Source organism: Pseudomonas sp. SCB32, assembly GCF_009189165.1.
Taxonomy (GTDB): Bacteria; Pseudomonadota; Gammaproteobacteria; order Pseudomonadales; family Pseudomonadaceae; genus Pseudomonas.
On the sequence record NZ_CP045118.1, the window covers coordinates 1,888,841 to 1,903,840 of the forward strand.

The 15,000-nt window shown below is 64.2% G+C and carries 15 protein-coding genes; 12 read left to right on the forward strand and 3 right to left on the reverse strand.

The window, feature by feature from the left end; genetic code table 11:
• Positions 1–94: 94 nt before the first annotated feature.
• The 3 genes from GA645_RS08950 to flgA form a co-directional block, all read right to left on the reverse strand.
• A complete protein-coding gene (locus GA645_RS08950; protein WP_152221930.1) occupies positions 95–556 on the reverse strand; it encodes a flagella synthesis protein FlgN in 462 nt (153 codons plus the stop codon).
• A 59-nt stretch (positions 557–615) separates the two neighbouring features.
• Positions 616–930, reverse strand: a complete 315-nt coding sequence (flgM, locus tag GA645_RS08955) for a flagellar biosynthesis anti-sigma factor FlgM (protein WP_152221932.1) — start codon at positions 928–930, stop codon at positions 616–618.
• 132 nt (positions 931–1,062) lie between these two features.
• Positions 1,063–1,770 carry a flagellar basal body P-ring formation chaperone FlgA gene (flgA, locus tag GA645_RS08960; protein ID WP_152221934.1) on the reverse strand — a complete coding sequence of 236 codons (708 nt, stop codon included), beginning with the start codon at positions 1,768–1,770 and terminating at the stop codon, positions 1,063–1,065.
• Between the two features lie 117 nt (positions 1,771–1,887).
• Here flgA and GA645_RS08965 point away from each other — a divergent pair, with 117 nt between their 5' ends.
• The 12 genes from GA645_RS08965 to flgK all read left to right on the forward strand — a co-directional run bounded on the left by GA645_RS08965 (position 1,888) and on the right by flgK (position 14,995).
• Positions 1,888–2,826 carry a chemotaxis protein CheV gene (locus GA645_RS08965; RefSeq protein ID WP_152221936.1) on the forward strand — a complete coding sequence of 313 codons (939 nt, stop codon included), beginning with the start codon at positions 1,888–1,890 and terminating at the stop codon, positions 2,824–2,826.
• 128 nt (positions 2,827–2,954) lie between these two features.
• Positions 2,955–3,776 (forward strand): protein-glutamate O-methyltransferase CheR, encoded by an 822-nt coding sequence (gene cheR / locus GA645_RS08970; protein WP_152221938.1) that lies wholly within the window; start codon positions 2,955–2,957, stop codon positions 3,774–3,776.
• 1,018 nt (positions 3,777–4,794) lie between these two features.
• Positions 4,795–5,202, forward strand: coding sequence for a flagellar basal body rod protein FlgB (flgB, locus tag GA645_RS08980; RefSeq protein WP_152221940.1), 408 nt, complete (start codon positions 4,795–4,797; stop codon positions 5,200–5,202).
• Between the two features lie 5 nt (positions 5,203–5,207).
• On the forward strand, positions 5,208–5,651 hold the full coding sequence (flgC, locus tag GA645_RS08985; RefSeq protein ID WP_152221942.1) for a flagellar basal body rod protein FlgC: 444 nt from the start codon (positions 5,208–5,210) through the stop codon (positions 5,649–5,651).
• A 16-nt stretch (positions 5,652–5,667) separates the two neighbouring features.
• A complete protein-coding gene (gene flgD, locus GA645_RS08990; protein WP_152221944.1) occupies positions 5,668–6,381 on the forward strand; it encodes a flagellar hook assembly protein FlgD in 714 nt (237 codons plus the stop codon).
• A 67-nt stretch (positions 6,382–6,448) separates the two neighbouring features.
• The gene (locus tag GA645_RS08995) at positions 6,449–7,954 is read left to right on the forward strand and encodes a flagellar hook protein FlgE (RefSeq protein ID WP_152221946.1); all 1,506 of its coding nucleotides are present in this window, start codon (positions 6,449–6,451) and stop codon (positions 7,952–7,954) included.
• Positions 7,955–8,232: 278 nt separating this feature from the next.
• The gene (locus tag GA645_RS09000; protein ID WP_152221947.1) at positions 8,233–8,982 is read left to right on the forward strand and encodes a flagellar basal body rod protein FlgF; all 750 of its coding nucleotides are present in this window, start codon (positions 8,233–8,235) and stop codon (positions 8,980–8,982) included.
• A gap of 46 nt (positions 8,983–9,028) precedes the next feature.
• Entirely contained in the window at positions 9,029–9,814 is a 786-nt protein-coding gene (gene flgG, locus GA645_RS09005) for a flagellar basal-body rod protein FlgG (RefSeq protein WP_152221950.1), read from the forward strand.
• Positions 9,815–9,881: 67 nt separating this feature from the next.
• On the forward strand, positions 9,882–10,574 hold the full coding sequence (gene flgH, locus GA645_RS09010) for a flagellar basal body L-ring protein FlgH (protein ID WP_152221952.1): 693 nt from the start codon (positions 9,882–9,884) through the stop codon (positions 10,572–10,574).
• 10 nt (positions 10,575–10,584) lie between these two features.
• Positions 10,585–11,730, forward strand: coding sequence for a flagellar basal body P-ring protein FlgI (locus GA645_RS09015; RefSeq protein WP_256676111.1), 1,146 nt, complete (start codon positions 10,585–10,587; stop codon positions 11,728–11,730).
• Positions 11,731–11,740: 10 nt separating this feature from the next.
• Entirely contained in the window at positions 11,741–12,955 is a 1,215-nt protein-coding gene (flgJ, locus tag GA645_RS09020) for a flagellar assembly peptidoglycan hydrolase FlgJ (RefSeq protein ID WP_152221954.1), read from the forward strand.
• Between the two features lie 12 nt (positions 12,956–12,967).
• Complete coding sequence (gene flgK / locus GA645_RS09025; protein WP_152221956.1) at positions 12,968–14,995, forward strand: flagellar hook-associated protein FlgK; 2,028 nt, start codon at positions 12,968–12,970, stop codon at positions 14,993–14,995.
• Positions 14,996–15,000 lie beyond the last annotated feature (5 nt).

Below are 15,000 nucleotides of genomic sequence, written 5' to 3' on the forward strand. Positions count from 1 at the left end.
GCAAGTCTCCATCTAGATTGTGTTTGTTATGGGTGTGGCACGGGGTAATGCCGATGCTGGCATTGTGCCCAAAGGCGGGCCGTCAGGCCAGTGCTCAGGCCTGGCTGAGCGGGCGCTGCCGGCTGCTCTGGGTCGAGCTGCCGCGGCGGTCGTAAAGATTGGGGGTGTCCTGCCCGCGCAGGATGTCGAGCAGTCGGCCGGTGCTGGCCTGGCCGGCGCGGATGATCCGGCCATTGCGCTGGTTGGCGTCCTGGCATTGGTCGAGCAAGGCGCCCAGTTCATCGCCACGCTCAAGCACCTCTGCGTTGCCACTGCGTTCGGCGAACTGCGCCAGGCCCTGACGATCCACGCTGCAACCTGCCTGTTGCAGTGCGGCGGCGCGGTCGCGGCCGTTGCGTTCGAGCTGCTGCATCAACGGTACCTTGCGTTCGAGCAGCTGTTGCAGCTGCGCCAGATCGCGCGCTTGCAGCGCCAGGTATTCGTCGTCGATCAGTTGCAGCAGCTGACGGGCTGCGTCGATGTCGCCATTGATCAAGGAAAGCAGGGCATCGGACATCTTGGGCTCGGCACTTTTTTGCTGGCAGGGGCTGGCGGTTCCCCGGCGCGACGCGTACGTCAGCGCTGGGATTCGAAGTCGAGCAGTTTACTGGCGACTTTCTGACTGTCGACCTGGTAGCTGCCGTCGGCGATCGCCTGCTTGATACGGGCCACTTTTTCCTTGTCGACCACGGGCTGGTCCTTCAGTTGATCGCTGACTTTCTGCAACTGCTGGGCGGTGTGGCTGAGCTGCACCGATTCGCCGCTCTTGGCCGGGGCGTTGGTGGTGGCGGACTCGGCCGGGGCTTCGCTGCGACCGCTCTGCGCAGCCCCGCTACGGCCAGTGGTAGCTGGCGTAGAGGCCGGGTTCAGCCGGTTGAAGTCGATAACCATGTTGAAAACCTCTGGAGGTATTTGGACGCTTGCCAAGCTTTTCGGCCGGCTGGCGGAAAACTTTAGGCCGATTTTTTGCGCACCCGAACACAGTTTAGTGAAGGCTGCGCCCATCATGCCAGACTCGGCGTACTACAGGCTGACTTCCACGGCTCCGGGCTCCACCACGCGTGCCTTGACGATACGCTGCGAACGCAGGTTGCGCACGCGGATCTGTTGCCCGGGCACGCCGTCGGACAGCGCTTCGCCCGGCATCACCACGTTGATGGCGCTAGTGCGCGCGCGGATCACCACCTGGTCGCCCTTGCGGATCGCTTCGGCCTGTTCGAGGAAGACCGGCGCAAGCACCTGATCGTTCACCGTGGCACGTTTGAGCTTGAGGCCGATCACCCGCTGCGGGTCAGTCAGGTAGCCCTGGGTCAGCGGGCCGACGTCGCGCTCCACCACCGAAATGTCGGCGGCATCGATGACGTGGTCGCGCTTGAGCGGCTGGGTTGTGACGACTACCTGGCGGTACAGCTTCACCGTGGCCGGCACGAACACCGTCCAGGGCGAACTGCCGTCGCAGCGCACGCGAACGGTGACGCGCCCGACCGGCTGGGCCGGGCTTTCCAGGGCTTGCGTCAAGTCCTTGTCGCACTCCGCCAGGCGCAGGCGGGGATCGATGCGCGCCACTTCGATTTCATAGCGTGCTTCAATTGCGCTGCTCTGCAGATAATCTTCCACTTTGAACTCAAGAAAGCCCTGGGTGGAGCCGATAAGGACTTCAGGCGCGGTGAAGCTTTCGGCCCTCGAAGAGCCGGCGGCGAGCGCAGCGCACGCACCGAGCAGGGCGGCCATCAGGTCGCGTGCGCTTCGGAGCTGTCGGAAAAATGTCGTTGCCTGTTTCATGCAACGGGTTAAGCAATGGTCGTGCCGCCTGACGGGTCAGGCGGCGTTGCGTGCAGGGGAGGCTCAATGGCCGGAGTCATGGATTCAGTCAACCAGCGTACTCAGCTGGTCGGCCAGAATCGTCTCGAGCTGCTGCTGTTCCGGCTGAACGGCAGCCAGTTGTACGGGATCAACGTATTCAAGGTGAAAGAGGTACTGCAGTGCCCGCGCCTGACCGTGATGCCCAAATCCAGCCAGGTGGTGCGCGGGGTGGCGAACATCCGCGGCGGCACCATCCCGATTCTCGACCTGGCGCTGGCCACAGGGCGTCACGCCCTGCGGGACATCAGCAACAGCTTCGTGATCATCACCGAGTACAACACCAAGGTGCAGGGCTTCCTGGTGCATTCGGTGGAGCGCATCGTCAACATGAACTGGGAGTCGATCCATCCGCCACCCAAGGGCACCGGCCGCGACCATTACCTGACGGCGGTCACCCGGGTCGACAACCAGTTGGTGGAAATCATCGACGTGGAGAAGATCCTCGCCGAAGTGGCGCCGACCCCGGAGGACATCTCCGAAGGCGTGCTGGATGCCGATACCCAGGCCCGCGCGGTAAGCAAGCGCGTGCTGGTGGTGGACGACTCCTCGGTGGCGCGCAAGCAGCTGGTGCGTTGCCTGGAAACCGTCGGCGTCGAGGTACTGGCGCTCAACGACGGCCGCCAGGCGCTGGACTACCTGCGGCAGATGGTGGAAGCCGGTGGGCATCCGGGCAGCGATCTGCTGATGGTGATCTCGGATATCGAGATGCCGGAAATGGACGGCTACACGCTCACGGCGGAAATCCGTCATGACCCGCGCATGCAGGATCTGCACATTCTCCTGCATACTTCGCTGTCCGGGGTGTTCAACCAGGCCATGGTGAAGAAGGTCGGCGCTGACGACTTCCTTGCCAAGTTCCGTCCCGATGACCTGGCCGCTCGCGTGGCGGACCGGATCAAGGCGGTGGATGGCACGGCGGCCTGAGTCCGCGAAATGAATCGAGCGGCGCCGGTGCCGCTCGCGGCCAAGGATTCGGCTATGGTTTTTTGAACACCGGTCAGGCGATTGCCGCCGTGTTGGCGGCAAACGTCCACGAGTAAAGAGGTCTATCTGTGACATCCACCAATACTGAATTCGAGCTGTTCCGGGATTTCCTGGAAAAGACCTGCGGCATCCTCCTGGGCGCCAACAAGCAGTACCTGGTCTCCAGCCGCTTGAACAAGTTGATGGAGCAGCAGGGCATCAAGTCCCTGGGCGAGCTGGTACAGAAGATCCAGATGCGCAGCCAGCTGCGCGAGCAGGTGGTCGACGCGATGACCACCAACGAGACCCTCTGGTTTCGCGATACCTATCCCTTCGAGGTGCTGAAGAACCGCGTGCTGCCGGAGATGATCAAGGCATCGCCGGGTCAGCGCCTGCGGATCTGGTCGGCGGCCTGTTCGTCGGGGCAGGAGCCTTACTCGCTGTCGATGTCCATCGACGAGTTCGAACGCACCAACCTCGGCCAGCTCAAGGCCGGCGTGCAGATCGTCGCCACCGACCTGTCCGGCTCCATGCTCACCGCCTGCAAGGCCGGCGAATACGACAGCCTGGCTATCGGCCGTGGCCTGTCGCAGGATCGCCTGGTCCGCTACTTCGACCAGAAGACGCCGGGGCGCTGGACGGTCAAGCCGGCGGTCAAGAGCCGCGTGGAGTTCCGCGCGCTGAACCTGCTGGATAGCTACGCCTCCCTCGGCAAGTTCGACATGGTGTTCTGCCGCAACGTGCTGATCTACTTCTCCGCCGAGGTGAAGCGCGACATCCTCCTGCGCATCCATGCCACGCTGAAGCCGGGTGGGTATCTGTTCCTCGGCGCCTCCGAGGCGCTCAACGCGCTGCCGGATCATTACCAGATGGTTCAGTGCAGTCCGGGGATCATCTACAAGGCCAAGTGATTGGTTTTTGCCGTTGCTGGACGGAGGGCACTCTCTGTTCGCGTCTTCGTAGGAGGTATAGCGTCTAACGCGTTATATGCCGTCTTGTTCGGTGTTCATGCGCCGCTGCGGCGTGTGTTGGGAGATTTTGTTTCGCCCCCTCGGGCGACCTACTTTGGCAAACGCCCCAAAGTAGGCAAAGGTCTCGTCCCGGCATCCGGCCCCGGCTTCGCCGGGGTTCCCTCCTTCCGGTATCGCTCCGAGGGTCGGCGTAGAAGGGCCATCCCTGGCCCTCTACGCCTCTCGCGGCATCCATGCCGCTCGCCCCTCTGCGCAATACCTCCACTCGGCCTCCTGACGGGACTCTGCGCGCGCCTGAGACTTTGGCTGCTCCATGCTGGATGGCTCTTCGTAGGATGGCGTAGAGCGAAGCGAAACCCATCAAGGCGGATAACGCTGCGCGTTATTCGCCCTACGGGTGTTCATCCTGCAGCGTGGATGCAGTGGTGGGCCTTCGCGGAGAAGCTCCGCTCCTACGAGAGCAGAAGCAGCGCGGAGCAAGAGGCTCTGCTTTTGCTTTCGAGGATTTCCAGAGAAATCTCCGCGCGCACCGGAGCGCCCCTGAAACTCCGATGGAGCGAGGGGAGTCCCGCGAAGCGGGACCCGGATGTAGGGGCAAGCCTTCTTGGTTACTTCTTCGGCGTTTGGAAGAAGTGACTCGCCCGAGGGGGCGAAACAAGAAACATCCAAATACACCGAAGCGGCGCAGAAACACCGAACCAGAACCAAAAGCATCGCGGACAAAGTCCGCTCCTACAGAGAGCGGCATGGCCGCAAGGTGGAAGAGGGCGGCAACGCCTAGCGGCAATCTTGCCGCCTCACCCTCAGCGGCAAGGAAACCGGTTGCCGCTTGCCGCTGTTTGCCGCCCTTTGCCGCTCTCCATTCATGCTCAAGTCATTGATTATAAAGGATATATAAATATGGCACGTACCTTGCTGAAGTGTTGGCAAGCCCACACCGGCAAACAGGTTCGCGACCATGAGCATCAGCTTCGACAAAGCCCTCGGCATCCACCAGCAAGCACTGAGCTTCCGCTCCCAGCGCGCTGAAGTCCTGGCCAACAACCTGGCCAACGCCGACACGCCGAACTACAAGGCGCGCGACCTGGACTTCGCCTCGGTGCTGGCCGCCCAGTCCGACAAGATGAAGAACGGCACCTTCAACGCTGCCCGTACCAACGAGCGCCACATCGCCGCCGAAGGCTTCGGCATGGGCGAGGATGCCCTCAAGTACCGCACGCCGTTCCATCCCTCGATGGACCAGAACACCGTGGATGAGCAGATCGAGCAGTCCAACTACGCGGAGAACTCCGTGCAGTTCCAGGCCTCGTTCACCTTCCTCAACAACAAGTTCAAAGGGCTGATGAACGCCCTGCGCGGGGAGTAATCGCCATGTCGCTCGCCAGTGTCTTCAACATTGCCGGTACCGGCATGAGTGCCCAGACCACCCGTCTGAACACCACCGCCTCGAACATCGCCAACGCCGAGACCGTTTCCTCCAGCGTCGACCAGACCTACCGCGCCCGCCATCCGGTGTTCGCCACCATGTTCGGGCAGGCCCAGGGCGGCGACCAGGGTTCGCTGTTCGGCGACACCGACAAGGCCGGTTCCGGCGTGCAGGTGCTGGGTGTGATCGAGGACAAGAGCTCGCTGATCCCGCGTTACGAGCCCAATCACCCGGCCGCCGACAAGGATGGCTACGTGTACTACCCGAACGTCAACGTGGTGGAAGAGATGGCCGACATGATCTCCGCCAGCCGCGCGTTCCAGACCAACGCGGAAATGATGAACACCGCCAAGCAGATGATGCAGAAGGTCCTGACCCTGGGTCAGTAAGCGCTGAGGAAGCACGATGAGCATCGACAACAGCAGCATCAATGGCTCCAGCTCGGTTCTGGACCAGTATGCGATCAACAAGACCAGCAGCACCGGCACGGGCGGCACGAGTGCCACGAGTGGCAACAGCAAGCTCGGCAAGGACGAGTTCCTCAAGCTGCTGGTCGCGCAGATGAACAACCAGGACCCGATGTCGCCACAGCAGAACGGCGAGTTCATCGCCCAGCTGGCGCAGTTCAGTACCGTGGAAGGCATCCAGTCGCTGAACACGAGCATGGACAGCATGCTCTCCAACTACCAGTCGTCCCAGGCGCTGCAGGCGTCCTCGCTGGTGGGGCGCAAGGTCATCGTGCCGACCGACAAGTCGATGGTCGACACCTCAGAGACCTTCAAGGGCACCTATACGATGCCGATTTCCACCGCCAACAGCTGGGTCAACGTCTACGACGACAAGGGCACCCTGGTGAACCGCGTCGAGATGGGCCAGCAGGCTGCCGGCAACGTCAGCTTCATGTGGGACGGCAAGGACTCCAGCGGCAATCTCGTGCCGCCGGGACGCTACAAGTTCGAGGCGCAGACCAACTACGAAGGCAAGACCTACGGCCTGACCACCTTCCTGCCGGCCAACGTCGACAGCGTGACCCTTGGACAGAACGGCGGCGAGTTGACGCTGAACCTGGCCGGGCTGGGCAGCATCGGGCTTTCCAAAGTGCAGATCATCGGCCAGTAACGCGCCGCTGGCGGGCTTTGGGCCCGACTGAACAGATTCGTGTCGGCGATTCCGACAAGGAGATTCCATGTCTTTCAATATCGGGCTCAGCGGTATCAAGGCCGCTTCCAGTGACCTGAATACCACCGGCAACAACATCGCCAACGCCAGCACCGTCGGCTTCAAGCAGTCGCGCTCGGAGTTCTCCGATGTGTATGCCGCTTCCGTGCTGGGTACCGGCAAGAACCCGGTGGGCAGCGGCGTGCTGCTGTCCAACGTCTCGCAGCTGTTCAACCAGGGCACCATCGATGCCACGCAGAACGCGCTGGACATGGCCATCAATGGCAACGGCTTCTTCGTCACCAGCAACAACGGTGCGGTCAGCTATACCCGCGCCGGCTACTTCGGCACCGACAAGAACGGCTATGTGGTCGATAACAACGGCTATCGCCTGCAGGGCTACGCGGTGAACGCCCAGGGCCAGCTGCAGAACGGCGTGGTCGGCGACCTGCACATCGAGACCAGCAACCAGGCGCCGAAGGCCACCAGCCAGATCGCCCAGACCTTCAACCTGAACTCCACCAACACCACGCCGACGGTCACTCCGTTCAACGCCGCCGACCCGACCACCTACAACTCCTCGACCTCGGTGAACATCTACGACAGCCAGGGCAACGCCCACGTGCTGACCCAGTACTTCACCAAGACCGGCCCCAACGACTGGACCATGAACGTGCTGGTGGATGGCCGCAACCCGGCCAATCCGACCGATGATTCCACGGCCATCAGCGCGGCGACCACCGCCGCCGGTACGGCTGGCGCGACCCCGGCCAGCGTTGCCGCCGCCGTTGCCGGTTCCGGTGCCACGCCTGCCGCCATTGCCGCCGCCAATGCCGCGGCGACGGCCACTGGCGCGACTGCGGCCAGCGTGCTGGCGGCGGTCAGCGGCATGGGCAGCAGCCCGTACCAGGTCAATCTGACCTTCAGTCCGGCTGGCCAGTTGTTGACCCAGACCCCGGTGAACAACGGCACCGGCAATGCCTTCTCGGTGAACCCTACCGACGGCACCCTGGTGATGGGCGACTGGGTCCCGGCAATCTCCGACGGCAAGACCCCGCCGACCTGGAGTGCCAACGGCGCCACCGCGAACTCGGGCGGCATTACCGTGGACATCCGCAAGTCCACCCAGTACGCCACCGCCTTCGCGGTGAACAGCGTCAACCAGGACGGCTACACCACCGGGCAGCTCTCGGGCCTGGAGATCGACGACCAGGGCAACATCTTCGCCCGCTACACCAACGGCCAGTCCAAGGTGCAGGGGCAGGTGGTGCTGGCGAACTTCGCCAACGTCCAGGGGCTGACGCCGATCGGCAAGACCTCCTGGGTGCAGTCCTCGGAGTCCGGCGAGCCGGTGATCGGCACCCCGCGCTCGGGCACCCTCGGCGCCTTGCAGTCGGGCTCGCTGGAGTCGTCCAACGTCGACCTGTCCAGCGAGCTGGTGGACCTGATCGTCGCCCAGCGCAACTACCAGGCCAACGCCAAGACCATCCAGACCGAGGATGCGGTCACCCAGACCATCATCAACCTGCGCTAACCGTCCCGTAGGGCGTACACCCGTTCGCGGTTGTACGCCGTTGCGCCTTGCGTTCAGGCGCCCTCCTATAAAGATGCGGTACAGGCGGCAAATCCCCTTTGCCGGAGGCGGCAGACCCTCGCCGCCACCGGCTTCGAAAGGCTCCTTCGGGAACCTTATCTTTTTTAAAATCCTTGTATATCAGTGTGTTGAGCCTGTTTTTCGGTTCTGGCACGCCCCTTGCTGAATAGCCTCCATGACACCCGCGACCGGCAATCGCCGCGGGCCTGGAGGATTCGATGGACAAGATGCTGTACGTCTCGATGAGCGGAGCGAGCCAGAACACCATGGCAATGCGCGCTCACGCCAACAACCTGGCGAACATCTCCACCAACGGCTTCCGCCGTGATTTCGAGCAGGCGCGCTCGATGCAGGTGTTCGGCGACAGTTTCCCGGCGCGGGTCTACGCCATGAGCGAGCGTCCGGCTACCGACTTCACCGCCGGCAGCCTGCAGGAGACCGGCCGCGACCTCGACGTCGCCGCCAAGGCTGGTGCCTGGATCGCCGTGCAGGCGCCCGATGGCGGTGAAGCCTACGTGCGTACCGGCAGCCTGGAAATCGACGCCCTCGGCCAGCTGCGCACCGGCGACGGTTTGCCGGTGATCGGCAATGGCGGGCCGATTGCCGTGCCGCCGCAGGAAAAGATCGACATCGGTGAAGACGGCACCATCAGCATTCGTGGCCTGGGCGACAACCCTAGCGTGGTGGCCGAGGTGGACCGCATCAAGCTCGTCACCCCGGACCCCAAGCAGTTGGAGAAGGGCCTCGACGGCCTGGTGCGCATCAAGCAGCAGCCGGGCCAGCCGGCACCGCAGGCCGATGCCAACGCCAAGGTCGAGTCGGGCTTCCTCGAAGCGAGCAACGTCAACGCGGTGGAGGAGATGACATCGATCCTCTCGCTGTCCCGCCAGTTCGAGCTGCACGTAAAGATGATGCGCACCGCTGAAGACGATTCGGCGGCCATGGCGCGGGTTTTGCAATTTAGCTAATCACCAGATCGAGGCGCCATGAATCCGGCGCCCGAGGAGAACGACGATGCTTCCGGCACTGTGGGTCAGCAAGACGGGTCTTTCGGCCCAGGACATGAACCTGACCACCATTTCCAACAACCTGGCGAACGTTTCGACCACGGGCTTCAAGCGCGACCGCGCGGAGTTCCAGGACCTGCTGTACCAGATCAAACGTCAGCCCGGCGCCAACTCCACCCAGGACAGCCAGCTGCCGTCGGGCCTGCAGCTGGGCACCGGTGTGCGCATCGTCGGCACCCAGAAGAACTTCACCGAAGGCAGCCTGCAGACCACCGACCAGCCGCTGGACATGGCGATCAACGGCCGCGGCTTCTTCCAGGTACTGATGCCCGACGGCACCGTCGGCTATACCCGCGACGGCAGCTTCCACCTGAACTCCAATGGCCAGATCGTTACCTCCAACGGTTACGCGCTGGAGCCGGCCGTGGTCGTGCCGAACGAGACCCAGACCTTCACCGTCGGCCAGGACGGCACCGTGTCGGTGACCACTCCGGGCAACCCGCAGCCGCAGATCATCGGCAACATCCAGACCGCCGACTTCGTCAACCCGGCCGGCCTGCAGGCGATCGGTGGCAACCTGTTCCTGGAAACCGGCTCCAGCGGCGCGCCGCAAGTCGGCACTCCAGGCCTGACCGGCCTGGGCACCGTGCAGCAGAACACCCTGGAAAACTCCAACGTCAACGTGGTCGAGGAGTTGGTGAACATGATCACCACCCAGCGCGCCTACGAGATGAACTCCAAGGTCATCTCCACCGCCGACCAGATGCTGTCGTTCGTGACCCAGAACCTTTAGTGAATGAATGACGGAGCCCACGGGCTCTGGTGAAACCGAAGTCGCTCTCCCCGAGAGGTAGCTGTAAATGAACCGTTCCCATCTTCTTCCGTTGCTGGCCATCGCCGCGCTGGCCGGGTGCGTCAGTCCTCCGCCGAAACCGGACGACCCCTACTACGCCCCGGTGCTGCCGCGCACCCCGATGCCTGCCGCGCAGAACAACGGTTCGATCTACCAGACCGGCTTCGACAACAACCTCTATGGCGACCGCAAGGCCTTCCGCGTGGGTGACATCATCACCATCACCCTCAACGAGAAGACCCAGGCCAGCAAGAAAGCCAACTCGGACATCTCCAAGGACAGCAAGACCAAGCTCGGCCTGACCTCGATGTTCGGCGGCGGCCTGACCACCAACAACCCCGTCGGCAGCGGCGACCTCAGCCTGAGCGCCGAATACGCCGGCACCCGTAACGCCAAGGGCGACAGCCAGGCAGGGCAGAGCAACAGCCTGACCGGCTCGGTCACTGTCACCGTGGCCGAGGTCATGCCCAATGGCATCCTCGCCGTGCGCGGCGAGAAGTGGATGACCCTGAACACCGGCAACGAGCTGGTGCGCATCGCCGGCCTGATCCGCGCCGACGACATCGCCACCGACAACACCGTGGCGTCCACCCGCGTGGCCGACGCGCGCATCACCTACTCGGGCACCGGTGCGTTTGCCGATGCGAGCCAGCCGGGCTGGTTCGATCGCTTCTTCCTCAACCCGCTGTTCCCGTTCTGAGGTGGTGAGCATGATTGCCTCTGGAAAAACGTGGGTAGCGTTCGCCGCCGGAGTCCGCTCCTACGCTCTGGCGGTGCTTTGTGCGTTGTTGGTGATTCCGGCTGCTCAGGCTGAGCGACTCAAGGACATCGCCACCATCCAGGGCGTGCGCAACAACCAGCTGATCGGCTACGGCCTGGTCGTGGGCCTCGATGGCAGCGGCGACCAGACCACCCAGACGCCCTTCACCCTGCAGACCTTCAACAACATGCTGGCGCAGTTCGGCATCAAGGTGCCGGCCAACGTCGGCAACGTGCAGCTCAAGAACGTCGCCGCGGTGTCCGTGCACGCCGACCTGCCGGCCTTCGCCAAGCCGGGCCAGACCATCGACATCACCGTGTCCTCCATCGGCAACGCCAAGAGCCTGCGCGGCGGCAGCCTGCTGATGACCCAGCTCAAGGGCATCGACGGCCAGACCTACGCCGTGGCCCAGGGCAACCTGGTGGTCGGCGGCTTCGACGCCGAAGGCCGCGACGGTTCGAAGATCACCGTCAACGTCCCGTCGGCCGGCCGCATTCCGGCGGGCGCCACCGTGGAACGCTCGGTGCCGAGCGGCTTCGACCAGGGCAACAGCCTGACCCTGAACCTCAATCGCCCGGACTTCACCACCGCCAAGCACGTCGTCGACCGCATCAACGAGCTGCTCGGCCCAGGCGTGGCCCAGGCCATCGACGGCGGTTCGGTACGCGTCAGCGCACCGCTGGACCCGAACCAGCGCGTGGACTACATGTCGGTGCTGGAAAACCTCGACGTGCAGGCCGGCGAAGCGGTGGCCAAGGTCATCATCAACTCGCGCACCGGCACCATCGTGATCGGCCAGAACGTGCGTGTGTCGCCGGCCGCCGTGACCCACGGCAGCCTCACCGTGACCATCACCGAAGACCCCATCGTCAGCCAGCCCGCCCCGTTCTCCAACGGACGGACTGCCGTGGTGCCGAACTCGAACGTGAGCGCCAACCAGGAAGCCAAGCCGATGTTCAAGTTCGGCCCGGGCACCACGCTGGATGAAATCGTCCGTGCCGTTAACCAGGTGGGCGCCGCGCCCAGCGACCTGATGGCAATCCTCGAAGCCCTGAAACAGGCCGGCGCGCTGCAAGCCGACCTGATCGTGATCTGAGGACGCCGTCGTGGATGCCAAACTGCTTTCCGCCGGCTCGCTTGGTAACACGAGCAGCGGCACCAACTCCGGGGCCTACACCGACCTCAACCGCCTGGCGCAACTGAAGAACGGCGCCGGGCGCGACAGCGAAGGCAACATCCGCAAGGTTGCCCAGGAATTCGAATCGCTGTTCATGAACGAAATGCTCAAGTCGATGCGCTCGGCCAACGACGTGCTCGCCGAAGGCAACTTCATGAACACCGCGACCACCAAGCAGTACCAGGAAATGTACGACCAGCAGCTGTCCGTCAGCCTGTCCACCAAGGGCCGTGGCATCGGTCTGTCGGACGTACTGACCCGTCAGCTGTCGAAGATGAGCGGCGGCAAGCGCACCGGCGCCGCGAACCCCTTCGCCAAGGCTGCCGAGACCTCCGCCTGGCCGTCCACCACTGGCGTCAACGCCAGCGGCAAGCCCTTGCCGCAACCGGCGGAAGGCCGTGACGACTCGAAGATGCTCAACGCCCGCCGCCTGTCCCTGCCGGGCAGGCTGGCCGACCGCGTGATGGCCGGTATCGTGCCGGGCGCCGCGACCTCGGAAGAGCAGGGCAAGCCGCTGGCCGGCAACGACTGGCAGACCGCCAAGTCCTACGCCAATGCCGTGGACGCCATCGACGCCGCCGCTGGAGCCCAGGATGTCAGCGGTCGCCGCTACGCCCAGCCGCCATTGGCGCCGGGCAAGTCGGCCTTCGGTTCGGCGGACGACTTCGTCGCCACCATGCTGCCGATGGCGCAGAAAGCGGCCCAGCGCATCGGTGTCGATCCGCGCTACCTGGTAGCCCAGGCAGCACTGGAAACCGGCTGGGGCAAATCCATCATTCGCGACCAGGATGGCTCCAGCAGCCACAACCTGTTCGGCATCAAGACCGGTTCCAGCTGGGACGGCGACTCCGCGCGGGCGGTGACCAGCGAATACGTGAACGGCAATAAAGTGAAGGAAGTCGCGGCGTTCCGCTCCTACGACTCCTTCGAGCAGAGCTTCAACGACTACGTGAGCTTCCTGCAGAACAACGACCGCTATTCGGGCGCACTGGACTCCACCGGGCGTCCCGAACAGTTCATGAAGGAACTGCAGCGCGCCGGCTATGCCACCGATCCGAACTACGCCCGCAAGGTCGCGCAGATTGCCAAGCAGATGCAGGTGTACCAGGCGGTTGCCGCGGCGGACACCCCGCCCCAGGGATAAGGAAATAGGAACATGAGCGATCTACTGTCCATTGGCCTGTCGGGCCTGCGTTCGAGCCAGACGTCGTTGACGGTGACCGGCCACAACATCACCAACGTCAACACCCCCGGCTATTCCCGCCAGCAATCGGTGCAGCAGACCGGCATCCCGCAGTACAGCGGTGCCGGCTATATCGGTTCGGGCAGCCAGGTGGTCGACGTGCGCCGGCTGGCCAGCGACTTCCTGTTCTCCCAGGTACGCAGCGCCACCAGCCAGACCAATGAACTGAGCGCCTTCCAGGGGCAGATCGAACAGCTCGACGCCTTGCTCTCCGACACCACCACCGGCATCAGCCCGGCGCTGCAGAAGTTCTTCGCCGCGCTGCAGACCGCCGCCGCCAACCCGTCCGCCACCGAGGGCCGCGAGGCGCTGCTGGCGGAGGCGCAGGGGGTGTCGAAGTCCTTCAATACCCTGTACGACCAGCTCGACAAGCAGAACAGCCTAATCAACCAGCAGCTCGGCTCGCTGGCCAACCAGGTCAATTCCCTGGCGACCAGCGTCGCCAGCTACAACGACGCCATCGCCAAGGCCAAGGCGTCCGGCGGCCAGCCCAACGACCTGATCGACGCGCGCGAAGAAACCATTCGCAAGCTCTCCGAGCTGATTGGCGTGCAGGCCGTTCCCCAGGACGACAGCAGCGTCAACCTGTTCATCGGCACCGGTCAGCCGCTGGTGGTGGGCACCACCACCTCGGCGCTGCAGGTGGTGCCGGGCAAGGACGATCCGACCCGCTTCCAGGTGCAACTGGTCAGCGGCAGCGCCGTGCAGACCATCACCTCGCAGGTGTCCGGCGGCCAGATGGGCGGCCTGCTGGCCTACCGCGACACCGCACTGGACGCGTCGTACAACAAGCTCGGGCAGATCGCCGTCACCTTCGCCGATACCGTCAACAAGCAGCTCGGGCAGGGCCTGGACCTGTCCGGCAATGCCGGCAGCCGGCTGTTCGGCGACATCAACGACCCGAGCATCAGCGCGCTGCGGGTCGTCGCCCAGTCCAGCAACACCGGCACCGTCAGCCCCAACCTGAACATCACCGACACCAGCAAGCTCGGTGCCAGCGACTACCGCCTGGAGTTTGACGGCAGCAACTTCACGGCGCGGCGCCTCTCCGACAACGCGTCGATCAACGTCACCGTGAGCGGCACCGGCCCCTACACCCTGAGCTTCGCCGACGGCAGCGGTGGCGACCAGGGCTTCCAGGTGACCATGAACAGCCTGCCGCCGGCCGGCGACGGCTACACCCTGCAGCCCACCCGGCGTGGCGCGTCGGACATCCAGACGGTGCTGACCAAGGGCGACCAGCTGGCCTTCGCCGGCACCGCGCGCAGCGAAGCCACCACCAACAACCGTGGCACCGGCGCCATCGGTCAGCCCAAGCTCACCAGCGGCCCGTCGCCGGTGGTGGTTGGCGAGTTGCAGAACCTGTTCGGCGCCAATGGCCTGAGCCTGAGCTTCGACGCCACCACCAATACCCTGACCGGTGCGTTGCCGGCCGGCGCCACGCTGAACTACGTGTCGCCCTCGACCACCGGACTGACCGCCGGGCAGACCAATACGATGCGCCTGGACTACACCGATCCGGGCAGCGGCAACAAGTACAGCTACGAATTCACCCTGAGCGGTGCGCCCCAGGCCGGCGACAGTTTCACCCTGGGCATGAACACCAAGGGCATCTCCGACAACAGCAACGCGCTGGCGCTTTCCGGCCTGCAGAGCAAGCCCACCGTGGGCGGCACCGGCAGCACCGGCGCCAGCTTCAACGACTCCTACGGCGGCCTGGTGGAGCGCATCGGCACCCTGACCGCGCAGGTGCGCAACAACGCCGACGCCAGCGCTACCGTGCTCAAGCAGGCGCAGGACAACCGCGACTCGCTGTCGGGCGTGAACCTCGACGAAGAGGCGGCCAACCTCATCCAGTTCCAGCAGTACTACAGTGCGTCGGCCCAGGTGATCCAGGTCGCCCGTTCCCTGTTCGACACGCTGATCGGCGCGTTCCGCTGATAGAG

What these genes read in the sequence shown, in the direction of transcription:
- GA645_RS08950 (WP_152221930.1), bottom strand. Translation starts at nt 556, where the DNA reads ATGTCCGATGCCCTGCTTTCCTTGATCAATGGCGACATCGACGCAGCC.
- flgM (WP_152221932.1), bottom strand. Translation starts at nt 930, where the DNA reads ATGGTTATCGACTTCAACCGGCTGAACCCGGCCTCTACGCCAGCTACC.
- flgA (WP_152221934.1), bottom strand. Translation starts at nt 1,770, where the DNA reads ATGGCCGCCCTGCTCGGTGCGTGCGCTGCGCTCGCCGCCGGCTCTTCG.
- GA645_RS08965 (WP_152221936.1), top strand. Translation starts at nt 1,888, where the DNA reads ATGGCCGGAGTCATGGATTCAGTCAACCAGCGTACTCAGCTGGTCGGC.
- flgB (WP_152221940.1), top strand. Translation starts at nt 4,795, where the DNA reads ATGAGCATCAGCTTCGACAAAGCCCTCGGCATCCACCAGCAAGCACTG.
- flgC (WP_152221942.1), top strand. Translation starts at nt 5,208, where the DNA reads ATGTCGCTCGCCAGTGTCTTCAACATTGCCGGTACCGGCATGAGTGCC.
- flgD (WP_152221944.1), top strand. Translation starts at nt 5,668, where the DNA reads ATGAGCATCGACAACAGCAGCATCAATGGCTCCAGCTCGGTTCTGGAC.
- GA645_RS08995 (WP_152221946.1), top strand. Translation starts at nt 6,449, where the DNA reads ATGTCTTTCAATATCGGGCTCAGCGGTATCAAGGCCGCTTCCAGTGAC.
- GA645_RS09000 (WP_152221947.1), top strand. Translation starts at nt 8,233, where the DNA reads ATGGACAAGATGCTGTACGTCTCGATGAGCGGAGCGAGCCAGAACACC.
- flgG (WP_152221950.1), top strand. Translation starts at nt 9,029, where the DNA reads ATGCTTCCGGCACTGTGGGTCAGCAAGACGGGTCTTTCGGCCCAGGAC.
- flgH (WP_152221952.1), top strand. Translation starts at nt 9,882, where the DNA reads ATGAACCGTTCCCATCTTCTTCCGTTGCTGGCCATCGCCGCGCTGGCC.
- GA645_RS09015 (WP_256676111.1), top strand. Translation starts at nt 10,585, where the DNA reads ATGATTGCCTCTGGAAAAACGTGGGTAGCGTTCGCCGCCGGAGTCCGC.
- flgK (WP_152221956.1), top strand. Translation starts at nt 12,968, where the DNA reads ATGAGCGATCTACTGTCCATTGGCCTGTCGGGCCTGCGTTCGAGCCAG.